Here is a 14,892-nt window from a genome sequence, read left to right as displayed (position 1 = left end):
TCCGGCCGGTCAGGGGGAGGGGCTCGGCGACTCGGTGTTCTCGCCCTTGCCGGCGCCCCTGCTGTTGTCCGCGACGAACGCGGCGAACTCCTTGGGGTCGCTCAGGCCCTGGGGGCCGGTGGGCTGGTAGCGCACGTCGTTGACGAGCACGGTCGGGGTGCCGAAGCCACCGCTCGAGGGGTTCGCGAGCTTCGGGTCCGACGTGACGGCGTCGGTGCGGGTCTGGATCCAGTCGGCGTAGCGGTCGTCCTTCACGCACTCGCTGAGATCGGACGACGGATCGATCCCGGCGTTGGACCAGAGGTCGAGGATCTCCTGGTTGGTGTAGCCCGGGCCGCCCTCGGTCGGCTGGTTCTGGTACATCGTGGTGAGCATCGTGAAGAACGACTCGGGCTGCAGGGCGGCCATGCAGGAGGCCGCGCTCGCGGCGCGGACGGAGTAGTCGCCGAGGATCGCGACGGGCTGCACCTCGAGGGTCGCGTCGCCGGACGCGACCATCTGCTCGATCTGCTTGCCGTTGCCGTCCTCGAACGCCTTGCAGAACTCGCAGCTGAAGTCGATGTAGGTGACGATGTTCGCCGGCGCGTCGAACTGCGAGGTGTCGGTGGGCACCGGGTCGGACCCGGAGGGCGCCCCGTCGGTCTCCACGATCTGGGCCTCGCCGTCGACGGCCGTGAAGACGGCGCCGCCGGAGATCATGTTGGCCGGTCCGGTCTGGTCGCTCGGGCGGGTGCCCTGGTAGACGCCGAAGCCGACCCCGAGGAACAGGACGAGCACGCCGATGGTGACTCCGATGCGGAGGAGGAGCCGGTTGCGCTTCGCGCGCTCCTGCTTCCGCTTCAGCTCGAGGCGGACCCGCTCGCGGTTGGCTCGGTTCGCGGCCTGCTTCTGCCGTTTGGTCGTACGCACCCCGGCACCTTAACCAGCAGACCTGAGCGGTGTCTTAAGAGTCCGGCCTCAGCCTGTCCTTCAGCCGACCTTCAGAGGCGGAACAGCGCGTTCAGCTCGACCTGGGCCAGCAGGACGACCAGGCCGTAGCAGATCAGCGTGATCGGGACGACCCAGCCGCGCAGCGCCGTACCGAACCGGACCCCGCCGCGGCCGTAGGCGCCCTCGGCCAGGGCGTGCGCGGTGACCGCCCAGAACGTCGGGATCGTCACGGTCCACACGACCATGCAGTACGGGCACAGCGTGCCGAGCGAGAAGATGCTCTGCGCGATCAGCCAGATCACGAACGCCAGGCCGGCGGTGACGCCGGCGTGGAAGGCGATCCAGTACCACCGCGCGTAGCGGGCGCCGGCGAGGAGCCCGGCGCCGACGACGATCGGGGCGACGAAGCCGGTCACGCCGAGGACCGGGTTCGGGAACCCGAACACCGCGCCCTGCCACGAGCCGAGGTTCTTCCCGCACTGCACCAGCACGCTGAAGTCGCACGCCAGGTCGGCGCCGGGGTTCTCGAGGACCTCGAACTTCTCGACGGTCAGGCTGAACGCGGCCCACCAGCCGATCGCGCCGGCGACGATCAGGAAGATCGCGAGGGCGAGCGGTGGCGCTGGTCGGGCGGCGGACTCCTCGGTCATGCGGCCATTGTCGCAAGGCGGGTCAACGTCCGGGGCCGGATGGTCAGAGGATGGCGCCCGGGGAGTACGCCGCCGCCTCGGGGTGCCGCGCGGTCACCTCGGCCACCCGGCGGACGACCGTCTCGACCTGGGCCACCGCGGCGCCGGTGAACGTGATCGGCTCGGCGACCAGGGTGGCGAGCTGGTCGGCGGTGAGGCCGAGGCGCCCGTCGGCGGCGAGCCGGGCGAAGACGTCGTTCTCGGCCTGGCCCCGGCGCAGGTCGAGGGCGGTGCCGACCGCGGCCTCCTTGATCGCCTCGTGGGCGGCCTCGCGGCCGACGCCGTTGCGGACCGCAGCCATCAGGACCTTGGTGGTGGCGAGGAACGGCAGGTAGCGGTCGAGCTCGCGCTGGATGACCGCGGGGAACGCGCCGAACTCGTCGAGGATCGTCAGGAACGTCTCGAACAGCCCGTCGGCGGCGAAGAACGCGTCCGGCAGCGCGACCCGGCGGACCACGGAGTCGGAGACGTCGCCCTCGTTCCACTGGTCGCCGGCGAGCTCGCTCACCATGGACAGGTGGCCGCGGAGCACGACCGCGAGGCCGTTGACCCGCTCGGCGGAGCGGCTGTTCATCTTGTGCGGCATCGCCGAGGAGCCGACCTGGCCCTCCCGGAAGCCCTCGGTCACCAGCTCGTTGCCGGCCATCAGCCGGACCGTCGTCGCGAGGTTGGACGGGCCCGAGACGAGTTGCACGAGGGCGGAGACGACGTCGAGGTCCAGGGACCGCGGGTAGACCTGGCCGACACTGGTGAGCACCCGCTCGAAGCCGAGGTGGTGGGCGACGCGCTCCTCGAGCCGCTCCAGCCTCGCGGCGTCGCCGTCGAGGAGGTCGAGCATGTCCTGCGCCGTACCCATCGGGCCCTTGATGCCCCGCAGCGGGTAGCGGGCGAGGAGGTCCTCGACCCGGTCGAGCGCGATCAGCATCTCGTCGGCGACGGTCGCGAACCGCTTGCCGAGCGTGGTCGCCTGGGCGGCGACGTTGTGGGAGCGGCCGGCCATCACGGTCGCCTCGTGCTCGGCGGCGAGCCGGGCGAGGCGGGCGAGGGCGGCGACCGCGTGGTCGCGGACGAGCAACAGCGACCGGCGTACCTGGAGCTGCTCGACGTTCTCGGTGAGGTCGCGGCTGGTCATGCCCTTGTGGATGTGCTCGTGGCCGGCGAGCGCGTTGAGCTCCTCGATCCGCGCCTTCACATCGTGGCGGGTCACCCGCTCGCGCGCGGCGATCGACTCGAGGTCGACGCCCTGCTCACCCCGGGCGACGACCTCGCGGTAGGCGTCGACGACGCCGTCCGGCACCTCGATCCCGAGGTCGCGCTGGGCCTCGAGGACGGCGACCCAGAGCTGCCGCTCGAGCACGACCTTGTGCTCCGGCGACCAGATCCGCGCGAGGTCGGCCGAGGCGTAGCGGGCGGCCAGGACGTTGGGGACGCTCACGACAGGTCATCCTCCCACGCCGTTGAGTTGGGCCTCGTTCGCGGTTCAGTTGGGCCTGGTTCCCGAGCAAGTGCGAACACGGCCCAACTCACAGGGGAACGAGGCCCAACTCAACGGAGGGAGGCGCCCTCGACGACGCCGAGCGGCTCGGCCGCGATGTCGCCGCGGCGCTGGAGGCCGGCGAAGGAGATCAGGTCGGCGGCGGCGTAGGCGCGGGCGCGGGCGTCGGCGACGTCGGAGCCCAGGGCGCGTACGGCGAGCACCCGGCCGCCCGCGGTCACCAGGTCCGGCCCGGCGGTCGAGCCCTCCGGCCCGGCGGTCGAGCCCTCCGGCCCGGCGGTCGAGCCCGTCGAGACCAGCGCGGTGCCGGCGTGGATGACGTCGACGCCCTCGTGCGCACCCGCCGCGGGGACGCCGGTGATGACGTCGCCCGTCGAGGACGACTCGGGGTAGCCGGCCGAGGCCAGGACCACGGTCACGGCGGCGCCGTCGCGGAAGGCCGGCGGCGGCACCTCGTGCAGCCGCCCGTGCGCGGCCGCCGCGAGCAGCTCGCCGAGCGGCGACTCCAGGACCGCGAGCACCGGCTGGACGTCCGGGTCGCCGAACCGGACGTTGAACTCGATCACCCGCGGACCGGCCGCGGTCAGCGCCAGCCCGACGTAGAGACAGCCGGCGAACGGCGTACCGCGCCCCGACATCTCGGCCAGCGTCGGCCGGACCACCTGGGCGAGCACCACGTCGGCCAGGTCGGGCCGCGCCCAGGTGAGCGGCGTGTAGGAGCCCATGCCACCGGTGTTCGGCCCGCGGCCGCCGTCGTGGATCCGCTTGAAGTCCTGCGCCGGCTGGAGCGCGTAGGCCGTCGACCCGTCGCAGATCGCGAACAGCGAGACCTCCGGCCCGTCGAGGAACTCCTCGACCACGACCCGCCCGCAGGCGCCGGCGTGCGCGAGCGCCTCGTCGCGGTCGCGGGTCACCACCACGCCCTTGCCGGCGGCGAGCGCGTCGTCCTTCACGACGTACGGCGCACCGAACGCGTCGAGGGCCGCCGCGACCTCCGCGGGCGACTCGCAGGTACGGGCGCGCGCGGTCGGGACGCCGGCCGCCGACATCACGTCCTTGGCGAACGCCTTCGACCCCTCGAGCCGCGCCGCTTGCATCGACGGCCCGAAGACCGCGATGCCGCGCTCGCGCACGGCGTCCGCGACGCCCGCGACCAGCGGCGCCTCGGGTCCGACCACGACCAGGTCCGCGCCGATCGCGACGGCGAGGCCGGCGACCGACGCACCCGACATCGGGTCGACGTCGTGGAGGGTGGCGACCGCGGCCATGCCGGGGTTGCCCGGCGCGGCGTGCACCTCGTGCATGCCGGGGTCGCGGGAGAGGGCGATCGCGAGCGCGTGCTCGCGGCCGCCGGTGCCGATGACGAGGGTCCTCACGGGCCGCCACCCTAACGGGCCCCGGCGGGGGTCAGGAGCGGCCGGCCGGCGACCCGGCCCGGGCGGTCCCGCGCCGGCCCCGCCGGGACTCCGCCACCGGCGGCAGCCGGCGCGGCGTGGCCACCGCGACGTCGTACCGGCGCCGGGCCCGGGCCACGGCGTGGCCCACCTCGCGGACCAGCGCGCCGATCGCGGCGCGCGCCAGCGTCCAGCTCACGCACAGGCCCGTGGAGGTCTTCCACTTCAGCTCGTCCTCGCCCACGAGGTTCTCGGTGCTCGCCCACCAGGACTCCTCCTGGAGCTCGCGCAGCCGCTGCCGCCGCTGCTCCTCGGGGAGCCCGTCGAGCCCGCGGATCTCGGCGACCAGCCGCACCGCGGCCTCCAGGTGGGCGTCGACCGCGGCGTAGGTGCGCTCGTCGACCAGCCCCGTCTCGTGCTTGAGGGCGTTGAGGCGGCGGCCGACCTCGTAGGTGGTCGCCACCATCTGCTCCCGGGTCATCTCGTCGGTCTCGAACGCGAGCATGTCCAGCCAGGTCGGGCCGAGCAGCGCCTGTCGATGGTCCTCCAGCGTGCGCAGGCGCGGGCGGTAGCCGAAGGACTCGGGGTCCTCGAAGACCCGGCTGCCCGGGTCGAGGAACGGCCCCATCGGCGCCACGTAGAACTGCAGCCGCGGGTCGCGGTCGAAGGTCTCGACCAGGCCGCGGCAGTAGTCGACGGTCCCCAGCGCGTTCTCCGGCGACTGCCCCGGCAGCCCGACCATGAAGAACAGGTCGAGCTTGCCGCAGCCGGCGTCCAGTGCCGCGCGCAGCGTGCGCTCCACGGCCGCGTCGGAGACGGCGTACTTGCCGTTGACCCGCCGCAGCGCGGGGTCGTGGGACTCGATGGTGATCTGCAGGCTCCAGGAGCTGGTCGCGTCGGCCACCATCTCGAAGAACGCCGCGTCGGCGGGCCAGAAGGTCTCGATCACCAGCTCGTTGGGGATCCGGGCAGCCCGGAACAGCTCGAAGAAGCGCCGGGCCCGGGCCAGCCCGCCCACACGCGGGTCGTGGACCATGAAGATCGGCGCCCGGGAGAACGACGCGATCCGCCGCGCGTCCTCCACCAGCTTCTCCGGCGAGCGCATCGCCGGCGCGCAGCGCTCGACGACCCGGGCGTAGCCCGAGCCGGACCCGCCGCACAGCGTGCACTCCATCGGGCAGCCACGGGAGTTCAGCAGCATGGTCGAGGGGTAGCGCAGCCACTCCAGGTAGGGCAGGAAGTCGGCGAAGCTGCCGTACTTGAACACCGCGTGCAGCAGGTAGTCGTAGGCCGGCACGTCGGTCCAGTCGAGGTCGGCCGGGACGAAGGTCAGCGGGTTGTGCACGACCGTCCCGTCCGGGCGCCGCCAGGAGAGGTTCTCGACCCGCTCCAGGGGCGTGCCGTCGCGCAGCGCCGCGAGCAGCTGGCGGCAGGGCTCCTCGGCCGAGTCGCCGCGGAGCACGAAGTCGACCGCCGGGTGCTCGGCGAGGATCTCGGCGGAGAAGTAGCTGGCCGACAGGCCGCCGAGCACCACCTTCGCGTCCGGGTGCACCTGCTTGACCAGCGCGGCCAGGCCGAGCGCCCCGTGGGCGTGCGGCAGCCAGTGCAGGTCGATCCCGAACACCGGGGCGCGCAGGGCCGCGATCCGGCGTACCGCGTCGAAGCCGGGCTGACGCAGCATCCGGTAGGCGAGGTTGACCAGGCGGACGTTGTAGTTGTTGGCCTCCAGGTACGCCGCGATGCTGGTCAGGCCGACGGGGTACATCTCGAACACGGTGGTCGACGGGATCACGTCGGCCAGCGGGCCGTGCAGGATGACCTCCTCCCGGAAGTCCCACACCGACGGCGCGTGCAGCAGCGCGAGGTCGAGCCCGAACATCCGGCCGAGTCCGCCTCTCGCGGTCCGACCGCCCGCCGTGCCTGCGTCCACGTCCACGTCCGCCTCCTCCAGCTCCGGCTCCAGCTCCCACGCTAGGCACGGCGGGCGCCGCGCGCCGCGGCCAGAGGTAACCGCCGGCAGGGCCGGGAGTCACCAGTTCCGCCCGGGCCGGGGTCAGCAGATCCGCGGCAGCTGCTCCCCGATCGGCAGGTCGACCACCCGCCGGCTGCCGAGCGCGGTGCGGGCGACCACCAGGCCGCGGTGGTCCTCGACGCAGCGGCCGATCACCCGGGCGCCGCGCCCGTGCTCGTGCTCGCGCATCGCGGCCAGCACGGTCTCGGCGTCGGCCGCCGGCACGAACGCCAGCAGCTTGCCCTCGTTGGCGACGTAGAGCGGGTCGAGGCCCAGCAGGCCGCACGCGTCGCGCACCCCGGCGGGGATGGGCAGGTCGGGCTCGGCGAGCTCGATGCCCATGTCGGCGGCCCGGGCGATCTCGTTGAGCGAGGCGGCGACCCCGCCGCGCGTGGGGTCGCGCAGCGTGTGCACCGCGGCGCCCGAGGCGAGCATCGCGGCGACGAGGCCGTGCAGGGGCGCGCTGTCGGTGGCCACCTCGGTGCCGAACTCCAGCCCCTCGCGGCAGCTCATCACCGCGATCCCGTGGACGCCGATGTCGCCGCTGACGATGACCGCGTCGCCCGCGGCGGCCCGCTCGGGGCGGATGTCGACGCCCGGGTCGAGCAGCCCCACCCCGGCGGTGTTGACGTAGACGCCGTCACCGCTGCCCTGGTCGACCACCTTCGTGTCGCCGGTGACCAGGGCGACGCCGGCGGCTCGGGCGGCCTCCCCGACCGCCTGCGCGACCAGGCCGACCTCGGCCAGCGAGGTGCCCTCCTCGAGGATGAACGCGGTCGAGAGCACCAGCGGCCGGGCGCCCATCATCGCGAGGTCGTTCACGGTGCCGTTGACGGCCAGGTCGCCGATCGAGCCGCCGGGGAAGAACATCGGGCGGACGACGTAGGAGTCGGTCGAGAACGCGATCCGCGACCCGCCCAGGTCGACGACCGCGGCGTCGGCGAGGCCGGCCCGTGCGGCGTCCCCGAACGCCGGGAGGAAGAGGTGCTCGATCAGCTCCGCCGACATCGCGCCGCCGCCCCCGTGGCCCATCACCACGACCGGCGAGTCGCGCAGCGGGGCCGGGCACACCCAGGCGTCCAGGTCGATGCTCGCGCCGCTCGCCGGCACCCGGTCGCGCTCAGCCACGAGCCGCTCCCGTCGCCTCGAGCCGGCGGTAGAGGTAGTACGCCGCGCAGGCGCCCTCGGAGGAGACCATGGTCGCCCCCAGCGGCGTACGCGGCGTGCACTCGCGGCCGAACGCGGCGCACTCGTGCGGCTTGAGCTGGCCCTGGAGCACCTCGCCGGCGCGACACAGCGACGACTCGGCGACCCGGATCCCCCCGACGGAGAAGCGCTCCTCGGCGTCGAACTCGGCGTAGCGGGCCGACAGCCGCCAGCCGCTGCCCGGGATCGTGCCGATCCCGCGCCAAGTGCGGTCGGTGACCTCGAAGACGTCCGCGAGCATCGCCATCGCCGGCCGGTTGCCCGCCGCGGCCACGGCCCGCTCGTAGGCGTTCTCCACCTCGTGGCGGCCCTGCTCGAGCTGGACGACGGTACGCCGGATGCCCTCGAGGATGTCGAGCGGCTCGAAGCCGGTGACCACGATCGGCACCCGGTAGCGCTCGGCGAGGGCGGGGTACTCGCCGGTGCCCATCACGCTGCACACGTGGCCGGCCGCGAGGAAGCCCTGGACCCGGCAGGTCGGCGACTCCATGATCGCGGCGATCGCCGGCGGCACCAGCACGTGGGAGACGAGCAGGGAGAAGTTGCCGATGCCCAGGCGGCGGGCCTGGAAGACCGTCATCGCGTTCGCCGGCGCGGTGGTCTCGAAGCCGATCCCGAAGAACACCACCTCGCGGTCCGGGTTCTCCCGGGCGATCCGCAGCGCGTCCATGGGCGAGTAGACGACGCGCACGTCGCCGCCCTCACCCTTGACCCGGAACAGGTCCCGCTCGCTGCCGGGCACGCGCAGCATGTCGCCGAACGAGCAGAAGATCACGCCCGGGCGCGCGGCGATCTCCAGAGCCTTGTCGATGATCTCCAGGGGGGTGACGCAGACCGGGCAGCCGGGGCCGTGGATCATCTCGACCTGGTCGGCGAGCAGCTGGTCGATGCCGTGCCGCACGATCGAGTGGGTCTGGCCGCCGCAGACCTCCATGATCGACCAGCGTCGCGTCGCGACCGCCTTGACCTGGTCGACCAGGCGCAGCGCCAGCGCCGGGTCGGCGAACTCGTCGAGGTACTTCATCGGGGGTCTCCTCCACTCGCGTGCGGATCGGGGTCCTCGAGCTGGCGCGCCGCCAGCTCGAACCCGTCGCCGAACTCCTCCTCCAGCACGCCGAGCCGCTCGAACTCCCGGAGGGTGTCGAGCGCGGACTGCTCGTCGAGCCGCTGGATCGCGAAGCCGACGTGGACGATGACGTACTCCCCCACCTCGGCCTCCGGGACGTAGGCGAGGCAGACCTCCTTGGTCACCCCGCCGAAGTCGACCTGGGCCATCGGCATCTGGTCGGCCTGGTCGATGCGGACGACCCGGCCGGGCACGGCTAGACACATGCGGCTCCTCCTCCGTGTGCTGCGATCATCGCCTGTCCGAGGGCGAGTCCGCCGTCGTTCGCGGGCAGTCGCTCGGCGGCCAGCACCTCGAACCCGGCGGCGTCGAGCAGCCGGCGGGCGGCGCGGAGCAGGACGACGTTCTGGAACACGCCGCCGCCGAGGGCGACCGTCTCGATCCCGGACGCGGCGCGCTCGGCCACGCAGACGTCGCGCACCAGCTCGGCGACCCCCCGGTGGAAGCGGGCGGCGATCTCGACGAGCTCCGCTCCGTCGCGCAGGTCGGCCACCACCGCGCGGATCACCGGCGCCGCGTCGACCGGGCCCGGCCCGGCCTCGAACCGGTAGCCGGCGGAGGCGTCGTGGCCGCGAGCGAGCGCCTCCAGCTCGACGGCGGCCTGCCCCTCGTACTCGACGAGCTGGCAGGCGCCGAGGAGCGAGGACACGGCGTCGAACAGCCGCCCCATGCTGGAGGTCGGCGTGGTGCCCAGCCCGGTGCGGAGCTGATGGCGGAGCACCCCGCGCTCGGCCTCCGGGCAGGCGGCCACGCAGGGCAGGTCGGCCGCCCACTCGACGCCCGCGGCGGCGAGGTGGGCCAGCGCCATCCGGTAGGGGCGCGCGACGCTGGCGTCGCCACCGGGCTGCCCGACCTCCGCGAGATGGGCGATCCGCCGGAAGCCGCCGTAGTCGGCGACCAGGAACTCCCCGCCCCAGCTCGCCGCGTGGCCGTCGGGCCCGGGCGCGCCGTACCCGGTGCCGTCGAAGGCGACGCCGATCACCTGCCGGGCGGCGTCGACGCCGTGCTCGGCCAGCACCGCGGCGACATGCGCGTGGTGGTGCTGGACGGCGACCACCGGGAGGCCGGCGGCCCGGGCGTGCCGGTGCGCCCAGCCGGTCGAGCGGTAGCCCGGATGGGCGTCGACCACCAGGCTCCACGGCCGGACGCCGGTCAGCAGCCGCAGCCGCTCCTGCGCGCGGTCGAAGGCGGCGAGGGTGGCCAGGTCGTCCATGTCGCCGACGTGCTGGCTGAGCCAGGCGTAGCGGCCCTCGGCGACGCAGCAGGTGCTCTTGAGGTCGGCGCCCACCGCGAGCACCGGCTCTACCGAGCGCGGCAGCGCCACCGGCAGCGGCGCCCAGCCGCGCGAGCGCCGGATCGCCGTCTCGACGCCGTCGACCACGCGGACCACCGAGTCGTCGCAGGGCTGCTCGATGCGGCGGTCGTGGCGCAGCCACAGGTCGGCCAGGCCGGAGAGTACGTCGAGGGCGGCGTCGTCGTCGGTCACGATCGGCTCGCCGCCGAGGTTGCCCGAGGTCATCACGAGCAGCCGAGGGCCCGGTTCGTCCCCGGGCAGGCCGAGCAGCAGGGTGTGCACCGGCGTGTAGGGCAGCATCACGCCGAGGTCGGGGCTGCCGGGGGCGACCGACGGCGCCACCGGCGCGTCGCGGCGCCGGTCGAGCAGCACGATCGGGCGCTGCGGGCCGGTGAGCGCCGCGGCGGTGGCGGCGTCGACGTGGCCGAGGGTCCGGGCGGTCGCGAGGTCGGGAACCATCAGCGCGAAGGGCTTGGGCCCGCGCGCCTTGCGGCGGCGCAGCCGCGCGACGGCGGCTTCGTCCGCGGCGTCGCAGACCAGGTGGTAGCCGCCGAGGCCCTTGACCGCGACGATCCGCCCGGCGGCGAGCGCGGCGCGGGCCGCGCGTACGGCGTCCTCCCCTCGCGCTGGTCCGGCCTCCGGCCCGACCAGCTCGAGCACCGGACCGCAGTCGTGGCACCCGATCGGCTGGGCGTGGAACCGGCGGTCGGCCGGGTCGTCGTACTCCCGGCGGCAGGCCGGGCACATCTCGAAGTCGGCCATGGTCGTGCGCGCCCGGTCGTAGGGCAGCCCGGTGACGATCGTGAACCGCGGCCCGCAGTTGGTGCAGGTGACGAACGGGTGCCGGTGGCGGCGGTCGCCGGGGTCGGCCAGCTCGCGCAGGCAGTCGGCGCAGGTGGCGACGTCGGGCGAGGCGAGCGTGCGCGCCCGGCCCGCCGAGGAGGATGCCGCGATGGTGAAGCCGGTCCCGCCCCGCAGCGGCAGGTCCTCGGCCTCGACGGCGGCCACGGCGGCGAGCGGCGGCGCGGCGTCGGACAGCCGCCGGCCCAGCTCCTCGACCGCCGCGGCCGGCCCCTCGACCTCGACGGTCACGCCGTCGCTGCCGTTGGCGACCGTGCCGGTGAGGCCGAGGTCGGTGGCGGCGACGTAGACGAACGGGCGGAACCCGACGCCCTGGACGACGCCGCGCACGACGTACCGACGGCGGATCCGCGCCGCGCCCGGCTCGCGGGCCGGGGCGGCGACCCGGTGGCTCATGTCCGTGCCCCCTGCCGGCGGCGCAGCCAGCCGGTCCACTCCGCGATCCCGGCGCCGGTGGTGGCCGAGACGCTGAGCGCCTCGAGGCCGGGGTTGACCTCGCGGGCGCGGCGTACGCAGTCGTCGACGTCGAAGTCGACGTAGGGCAGCAGGTCGACCTTGTTGATGACGAGGAGGTCGGCCGCGGCGAACATGGCGGGGTACTTGGTGGGCTTGTCGGCGCCCTCGGTCACCGAGATCACCACGATCCGGGCGTCCTCGCCGAGGTCGAAGAGCGCCGGGCAGACCAGGTTGCCGACGTTCTCGACGAAGACCAGGGCGCCGGGCCCGGGGTCGAGCCGGCCGAGCGCGTCGGCCAGCATCGCCGCGTCGAGGTGGCAGCCGGCTCCGGTGTTGACCTGGACGACCGGGACGCCGGTGGCGTGGATCCGCTCGGCGTCGAGGCGGGTCTCCTGGTCCCCCTCCACGACGGCCAGGGGCAGCTCGCCGGCCAGCTCGCGCAGGGTGCGCACGAGCAGGGTGGTCTTGCCCGATCCGGGCGAGCTCATCAGGTTGAGCACGGTGCGGCCCTGCTCGGCCGCGCGGCGGCGGTTGGCCGCCGCGAGCGCGTCGTTCTTGGCGAGCACGTCGATCTCGAGCCGCTCCAGCGTCGGCGCGGGGTGCTCGTGGGTGTGGTCATGGTCGTGGTGATGGTCGTGCTCGGCGCCGAGCACTCCCGAGACGCGCACGCCGGCGCCGTCGGCGCAGCCGCAGGTGGCACACATGTCAGATCACCTCGATCGAGTCGATCAGCAGCTGGCGCCCGGGGCGGGCGTCCAGCACCAGCTCGGCCCCCGCCAGCGGGGTGTCCGCGCAGGCCAGGTCGAAGCAGAACTCCAGGGCGTGCGGCAGCACCCCGGACCGCTCGCCGACGACGAGCCGGATCCGGGTGACCCGCCGGCCGGCGGCGTGCTCGGCGACGGTCTCGACGACGCTGCGCATCACGGCGAGCTCGTGCACGGCCCGCTCCCGTCCGCCTCGGCTCGCCCGAGGACGCCGAGCTCGGCGAACGCCGCCAGCGACTCCCGCGCGGACTCCTCGTCGAGCAGGGTGACCGCGAACCCCGCCTGCACGAGGACCCAGTCGCCGACCCGGGCCTCGGGCAGGTAGGCGAGGTGGCACTCGCGGGTGGCGCCCTGCGCGTCCAGCGTCGCGCGGGCGAGCACCCCGTGACCGGCGACGGCCACGATCCGGCTGGGCACCCCGAGGCACATCGCTCAGCCCTCCCCGCTGCCGGAGCCCGCGCCGTCGGTCCCGGCCCCGCCCAGTCGCCAGCTCGCCAGCGGCCGCCGGTCGGCGTCGACGACGTCGAGCGTGACGGCGAGCGAGCCGGGCGGCAGCGCGGTGCAGGGCAGGCACGGGTCGGCCGCGCGGATGGCGGCCTCGATCGCGGACCCGGTCTCCGGCGGGGGCTGCCGGCGCACGTCGACCGGCCCCAGGATCCGGGTGAGCAGGGCGGACAGCCAGCGCTCGTTCTGCGAGGTGGGCGTGGTGATCCGCGCCTGCGCGAGCAGGCCGTCGGCGCCGGCGACGTAGTGGTGGACCAGCAGCCCGCGGGCACCGTCGACCCACCCGGTCCCGGCGCCCTCCGCGAGGGCGCCGGGCGCGACGGCACTCGCCCCCGCGACCAGCTCGGGGCGGTCGAGGAGGTCGCCGACCGCCTCGACCGCGTGCAGCGCGGCGACGGCGCGGGCGCCCCCGGGGGTCGCGCCGGAGGCGAGCCAGCGCAGCCGGGCGGCCTCCGCGTCCGGCGCCGGCAGCCCGTCGGGGGCGCGCAGCTGCGCCACGGGCCCGACCCGGTAGCCGCCCCGGGCGGGCCGGGTCTCGGCGACCGCGTCCGCCCACTCCGGCGCCGTCCGGTCCGAGACGTCCACGGCACCGGAGGCGGCCCGCGCCCGCAGCCGCTCGCCGCACAGGTCGAGCAGGCCCTCGGCGTCCACGAGCGCGACGTCGTGCCCGTCGTACCCGTCGTCGGTGGCGGGGCCGGGCCGGCGCAGCGCCAGCTCGACCAGCTCGCTCGCGGCGGCGCGCGCGGCGTCGAGCCCGAGCACCAACGCGTCGCGCGTGCCGGCGTCGACCGGTGCGACCACGCCGCCGGGGACGGCGCACCGCGGGAAGTGCCCGGAGCCCCCGGCCGCGGCGAGCACCCGCGTGCCGAAGCCGCGCAGGGCGACCGCCCGGTCGGCGTCGACCTCGACCAGCCGCTCCGCGTGGGCCTGCAGTACGGCGCCGTGGTGCAGCAGCCGCCGGACGGCGTCGGCGGTGGCCGGCATGCCGGACACCCCGAGCAGCGCCTCGAGCGCGCGGATGCCGGCGAGGTGGTGGGCGGCGGGGCAGATGCCGCACACCCGCTCGACCAGGCGGGGCACGTCGGCGACCGGACGGCCACGCAGGAGGGGCTCCACGCGGGGCAGCGCCCCGAGGTCGAAGACGACCTCGGCGAGCCGGCCGGCCGGGTCCAGCCGGGCCTCGACCCGGGTCGCGGCGGGGTCGACGACCTGGCCGAGGCGCAGCGTGCGGGCGCTCACCGGCCGGTTCCCGTCGGTGCCGGCGTCCGGGCAGGCGTCGATGTCAGGATGGCCGGGTGCACGAGCTGTCCCTGCTCACCGGCGTCGTCGACGCCGTCGAGCGAGCGCGCGCCGCGGCCGGGGCCGACCGGGTGCTGACGGTCGCGCTGCAGGTGGGGACGCTCAGCGGCGCGGTGCCGGAGGCGCTGCTCGCGGCGTGGCCGCTGGCCGTCGCCGGCTCCGGCGTCGAGGGGGCCGAGCTGTCCCTGGAGGAGGTGCGCGCCGCCGTGTGGTGCCCGGCGTGCGCCGGCGAGGTGGAGATCGACGAGTTCTACGCGCTGCGCTGCCCCGCGTGCGACACCCCCACCGGGACGCTGGCGCGCGGCCGGGAGCTGACGGTCGCCTATGTCGACCTGGACGTGCCCGGTCATCGGTGACCAGTCTCCACGGGCCGCGGGTCCTCTGCGCGCCAGTCGGCCAGCACCCGCCGGGCCAGCGCCTCGGCCGCGGGCAGGGCGCCCGCCACGACCGGGCTGAGGCCGAGCCCGAAGTCGACCACCTCCGGCACCACCCCCACCACGGTCAGCCGGCGCGGCTCCGAGCCCAGCAGCCGGCAGCCGGCGAGCACGTCGAGCAGGTCGACCTGATGGGGCGAGAGCTTGCCGGTGAGCAGTCGCGGGAGCTGGTCGCCGTCGAGGTGCACGACGGTGCCCGGCGCTACCGGGTCGGGTGCCGTCGAGCCGGCGACCGCGTCGAGCACCAGCAGCGAGTGGGCGTCGCTGACCAGGGGCAGCAGCGACATCCCCGCCGTACCGCCGTCGACGAACTCCACGTCCAGGTCGCCCGGCGCCATCAGCCGCTCCAGGAGCGCGAGGCCGACGCCGTCGTCGCGCATGATCGGGTTGCCGACGCCGAGGACGGTGATCGAGGGGGTCGAGGTCATC

General features: G+C 75.0%; 15 protein-coding genes. 1 reads left to right on the top strand and 14 read right to left on the bottom strand.

Annotated features, from left to right (window positions below; all coding sequences use genetic code 11):
* Positions 1–9: 9 nt before the first annotated feature.
* The 13 genes from ACYVKX_RS07190 to ACYVKX_RS07130 form a co-directional block, all read right to left on the bottom strand.
* Complete coding sequence (locus ACYVKX_RS07190; RefSeq protein WP_460830058.1) at positions 10–909, bottom strand: DsbA family protein; 900 nt, start codon at positions 907–909, stop codon at positions 10–12.
* A 71-nt stretch (positions 910–980) separates the two neighbouring features.
* Positions 981–1,580 carry a vitamin K epoxide reductase family protein gene (locus ACYVKX_RS07185; RefSeq protein WP_460830057.1) on the bottom strand — a complete coding sequence of 200 codons (600 nt, stop codon included), beginning with the start codon at positions 1,578–1,580 and terminating at the stop codon, positions 981–983.
* Positions 1,581–1,623: 43 nt separating this feature from the next.
* Positions 1,624–3,054, bottom strand: coding sequence for an adenylosuccinate lyase (gene purB / locus ACYVKX_RS07180; RefSeq protein WP_460830056.1), 1,431 nt, complete (start codon positions 3,052–3,054; stop codon positions 1,624–1,626).
* A gap of 110 nt (positions 3,055–3,164) precedes the next feature.
* On the bottom strand, positions 3,165–4,490 hold the full coding sequence (purD, locus tag ACYVKX_RS07175) for a phosphoribosylamine--glycine ligase (RefSeq protein ID WP_460830055.1): 1,326 nt from the start codon (positions 4,488–4,490) through the stop codon (positions 3,165–3,167).
* Between the two features lie 31 nt (positions 4,491–4,521).
* The gene (locus ACYVKX_RS07170) at positions 4,522–6,444 is read right to left on the bottom strand and encodes a TIGR04190 family B12-binding domain/radical SAM domain protein (protein ID WP_460830054.1); all 1,923 of its coding nucleotides are present in this window, start codon (positions 6,442–6,444) and stop codon (positions 4,522–4,524) included.
* Positions 6,445–6,561: 117 nt separating this feature from the next.
* The gene (gene hypE / locus ACYVKX_RS07165; RefSeq protein ID WP_460830053.1) at positions 6,562–7,647 is read right to left on the bottom strand and encodes a hydrogenase expression/formation protein HypE; all 1,086 of its coding nucleotides are present in this window, start codon (positions 7,645–7,647) and stop codon (positions 6,562–6,564) included.
* Complete coding sequence (hypD, locus tag ACYVKX_RS07160) at positions 7,640–8,749, bottom strand: hydrogenase formation protein HypD (RefSeq protein WP_460830052.1); 1,110 nt, start codon at positions 8,747–8,749, stop codon at positions 7,640–7,642. Before hypD ends, hypE begins: the two co-directional genes overlap by 8 nt.
* Positions 8,746–9,057, bottom strand: a complete 312-nt coding sequence (locus ACYVKX_RS07155; RefSeq protein WP_460830051.1) for a HypC/HybG/HupF family hydrogenase formation chaperone — start codon at positions 9,055–9,057, stop codon at positions 8,746–8,748. The genes hypD and ACYVKX_RS07155 overlap by 4 nt, the downstream gene beginning before the upstream one ends.
* Positions 9,048–11,402 (bottom strand): carbamoyltransferase HypF, encoded by a 2,355-nt coding sequence (gene hypF, locus ACYVKX_RS07150; protein WP_460830050.1) that lies wholly within the window; start codon positions 11,400–11,402, stop codon positions 9,048–9,050. Before hypF ends, ACYVKX_RS07155 begins: the two co-directional genes overlap by 10 nt.
* Positions 11,399–12,166, bottom strand: coding sequence for a hydrogenase nickel incorporation protein HypB (gene hypB / locus ACYVKX_RS07145; protein ID WP_460830049.1), 768 nt, complete (start codon positions 12,164–12,166; stop codon positions 11,399–11,401). The genes hypF and hypB overlap by 4 nt, the downstream gene beginning before the upstream one ends.
* A 1-nt stretch (position 12,167) precedes the next feature.
* Entirely contained in the window at positions 12,168–12,401 is a 234-nt protein-coding gene (locus tag ACYVKX_RS07140; RefSeq protein ID WP_460830048.1) for a hydrogenase maturation nickel metallochaperone HypA/HybF, read from the bottom strand.
* A complete protein-coding gene (locus ACYVKX_RS07135) occupies positions 12,383–12,643 on the bottom strand; it encodes a HypC/HybG/HupF family hydrogenase formation chaperone (protein WP_460830047.1) in 261 nt (86 codons plus the stop codon). The genes ACYVKX_RS07140 and ACYVKX_RS07135 overlap by 19 nt, the downstream gene beginning before the upstream one ends.
* A 15-nt stretch (positions 12,644–12,658) precedes the next feature.
* On the bottom strand, positions 12,659–13,969 hold the full coding sequence (locus ACYVKX_RS07130) for a nickel-dependent hydrogenase large subunit (RefSeq protein WP_460830046.1): 1,311 nt from the start codon (positions 13,967–13,969) through the stop codon (positions 12,659–12,661).
* A gap of 56 nt (positions 13,970–14,025) precedes the next feature.
* Between ACYVKX_RS07130 and ACYVKX_RS07125 the strand changes: the two genes are divergently transcribed.
* Positions 14,026–14,385, top strand: a complete 360-nt coding sequence (locus ACYVKX_RS07125) for a hydrogenase maturation nickel metallochaperone HypA/HybF (RefSeq protein WP_460830045.1) — start codon at positions 14,026–14,028, stop codon at positions 14,383–14,385.
* Here the strand turns inward: ACYVKX_RS07125 and ACYVKX_RS07120 are convergent.
* Positions 14,376–14,891, bottom strand: a complete 516-nt coding sequence (locus ACYVKX_RS07120) for a hydrogenase maturation protease (protein ID WP_460830044.1) — start codon at positions 14,889–14,891, stop codon at positions 14,376–14,378. The genes ACYVKX_RS07125 and ACYVKX_RS07120 overlap by 10 nt on opposite strands.
* Between the last annotated feature and the right edge of the window lies 1 nt (position 14,892).

This window comes from Nocardioides hungaricus (assembly GCF_054782915.1).
The sequence above is the reverse complement of the archived record's forward strand: the minus strand, read 5'-3'. Positions and strand labels throughout refer to the sequence as shown.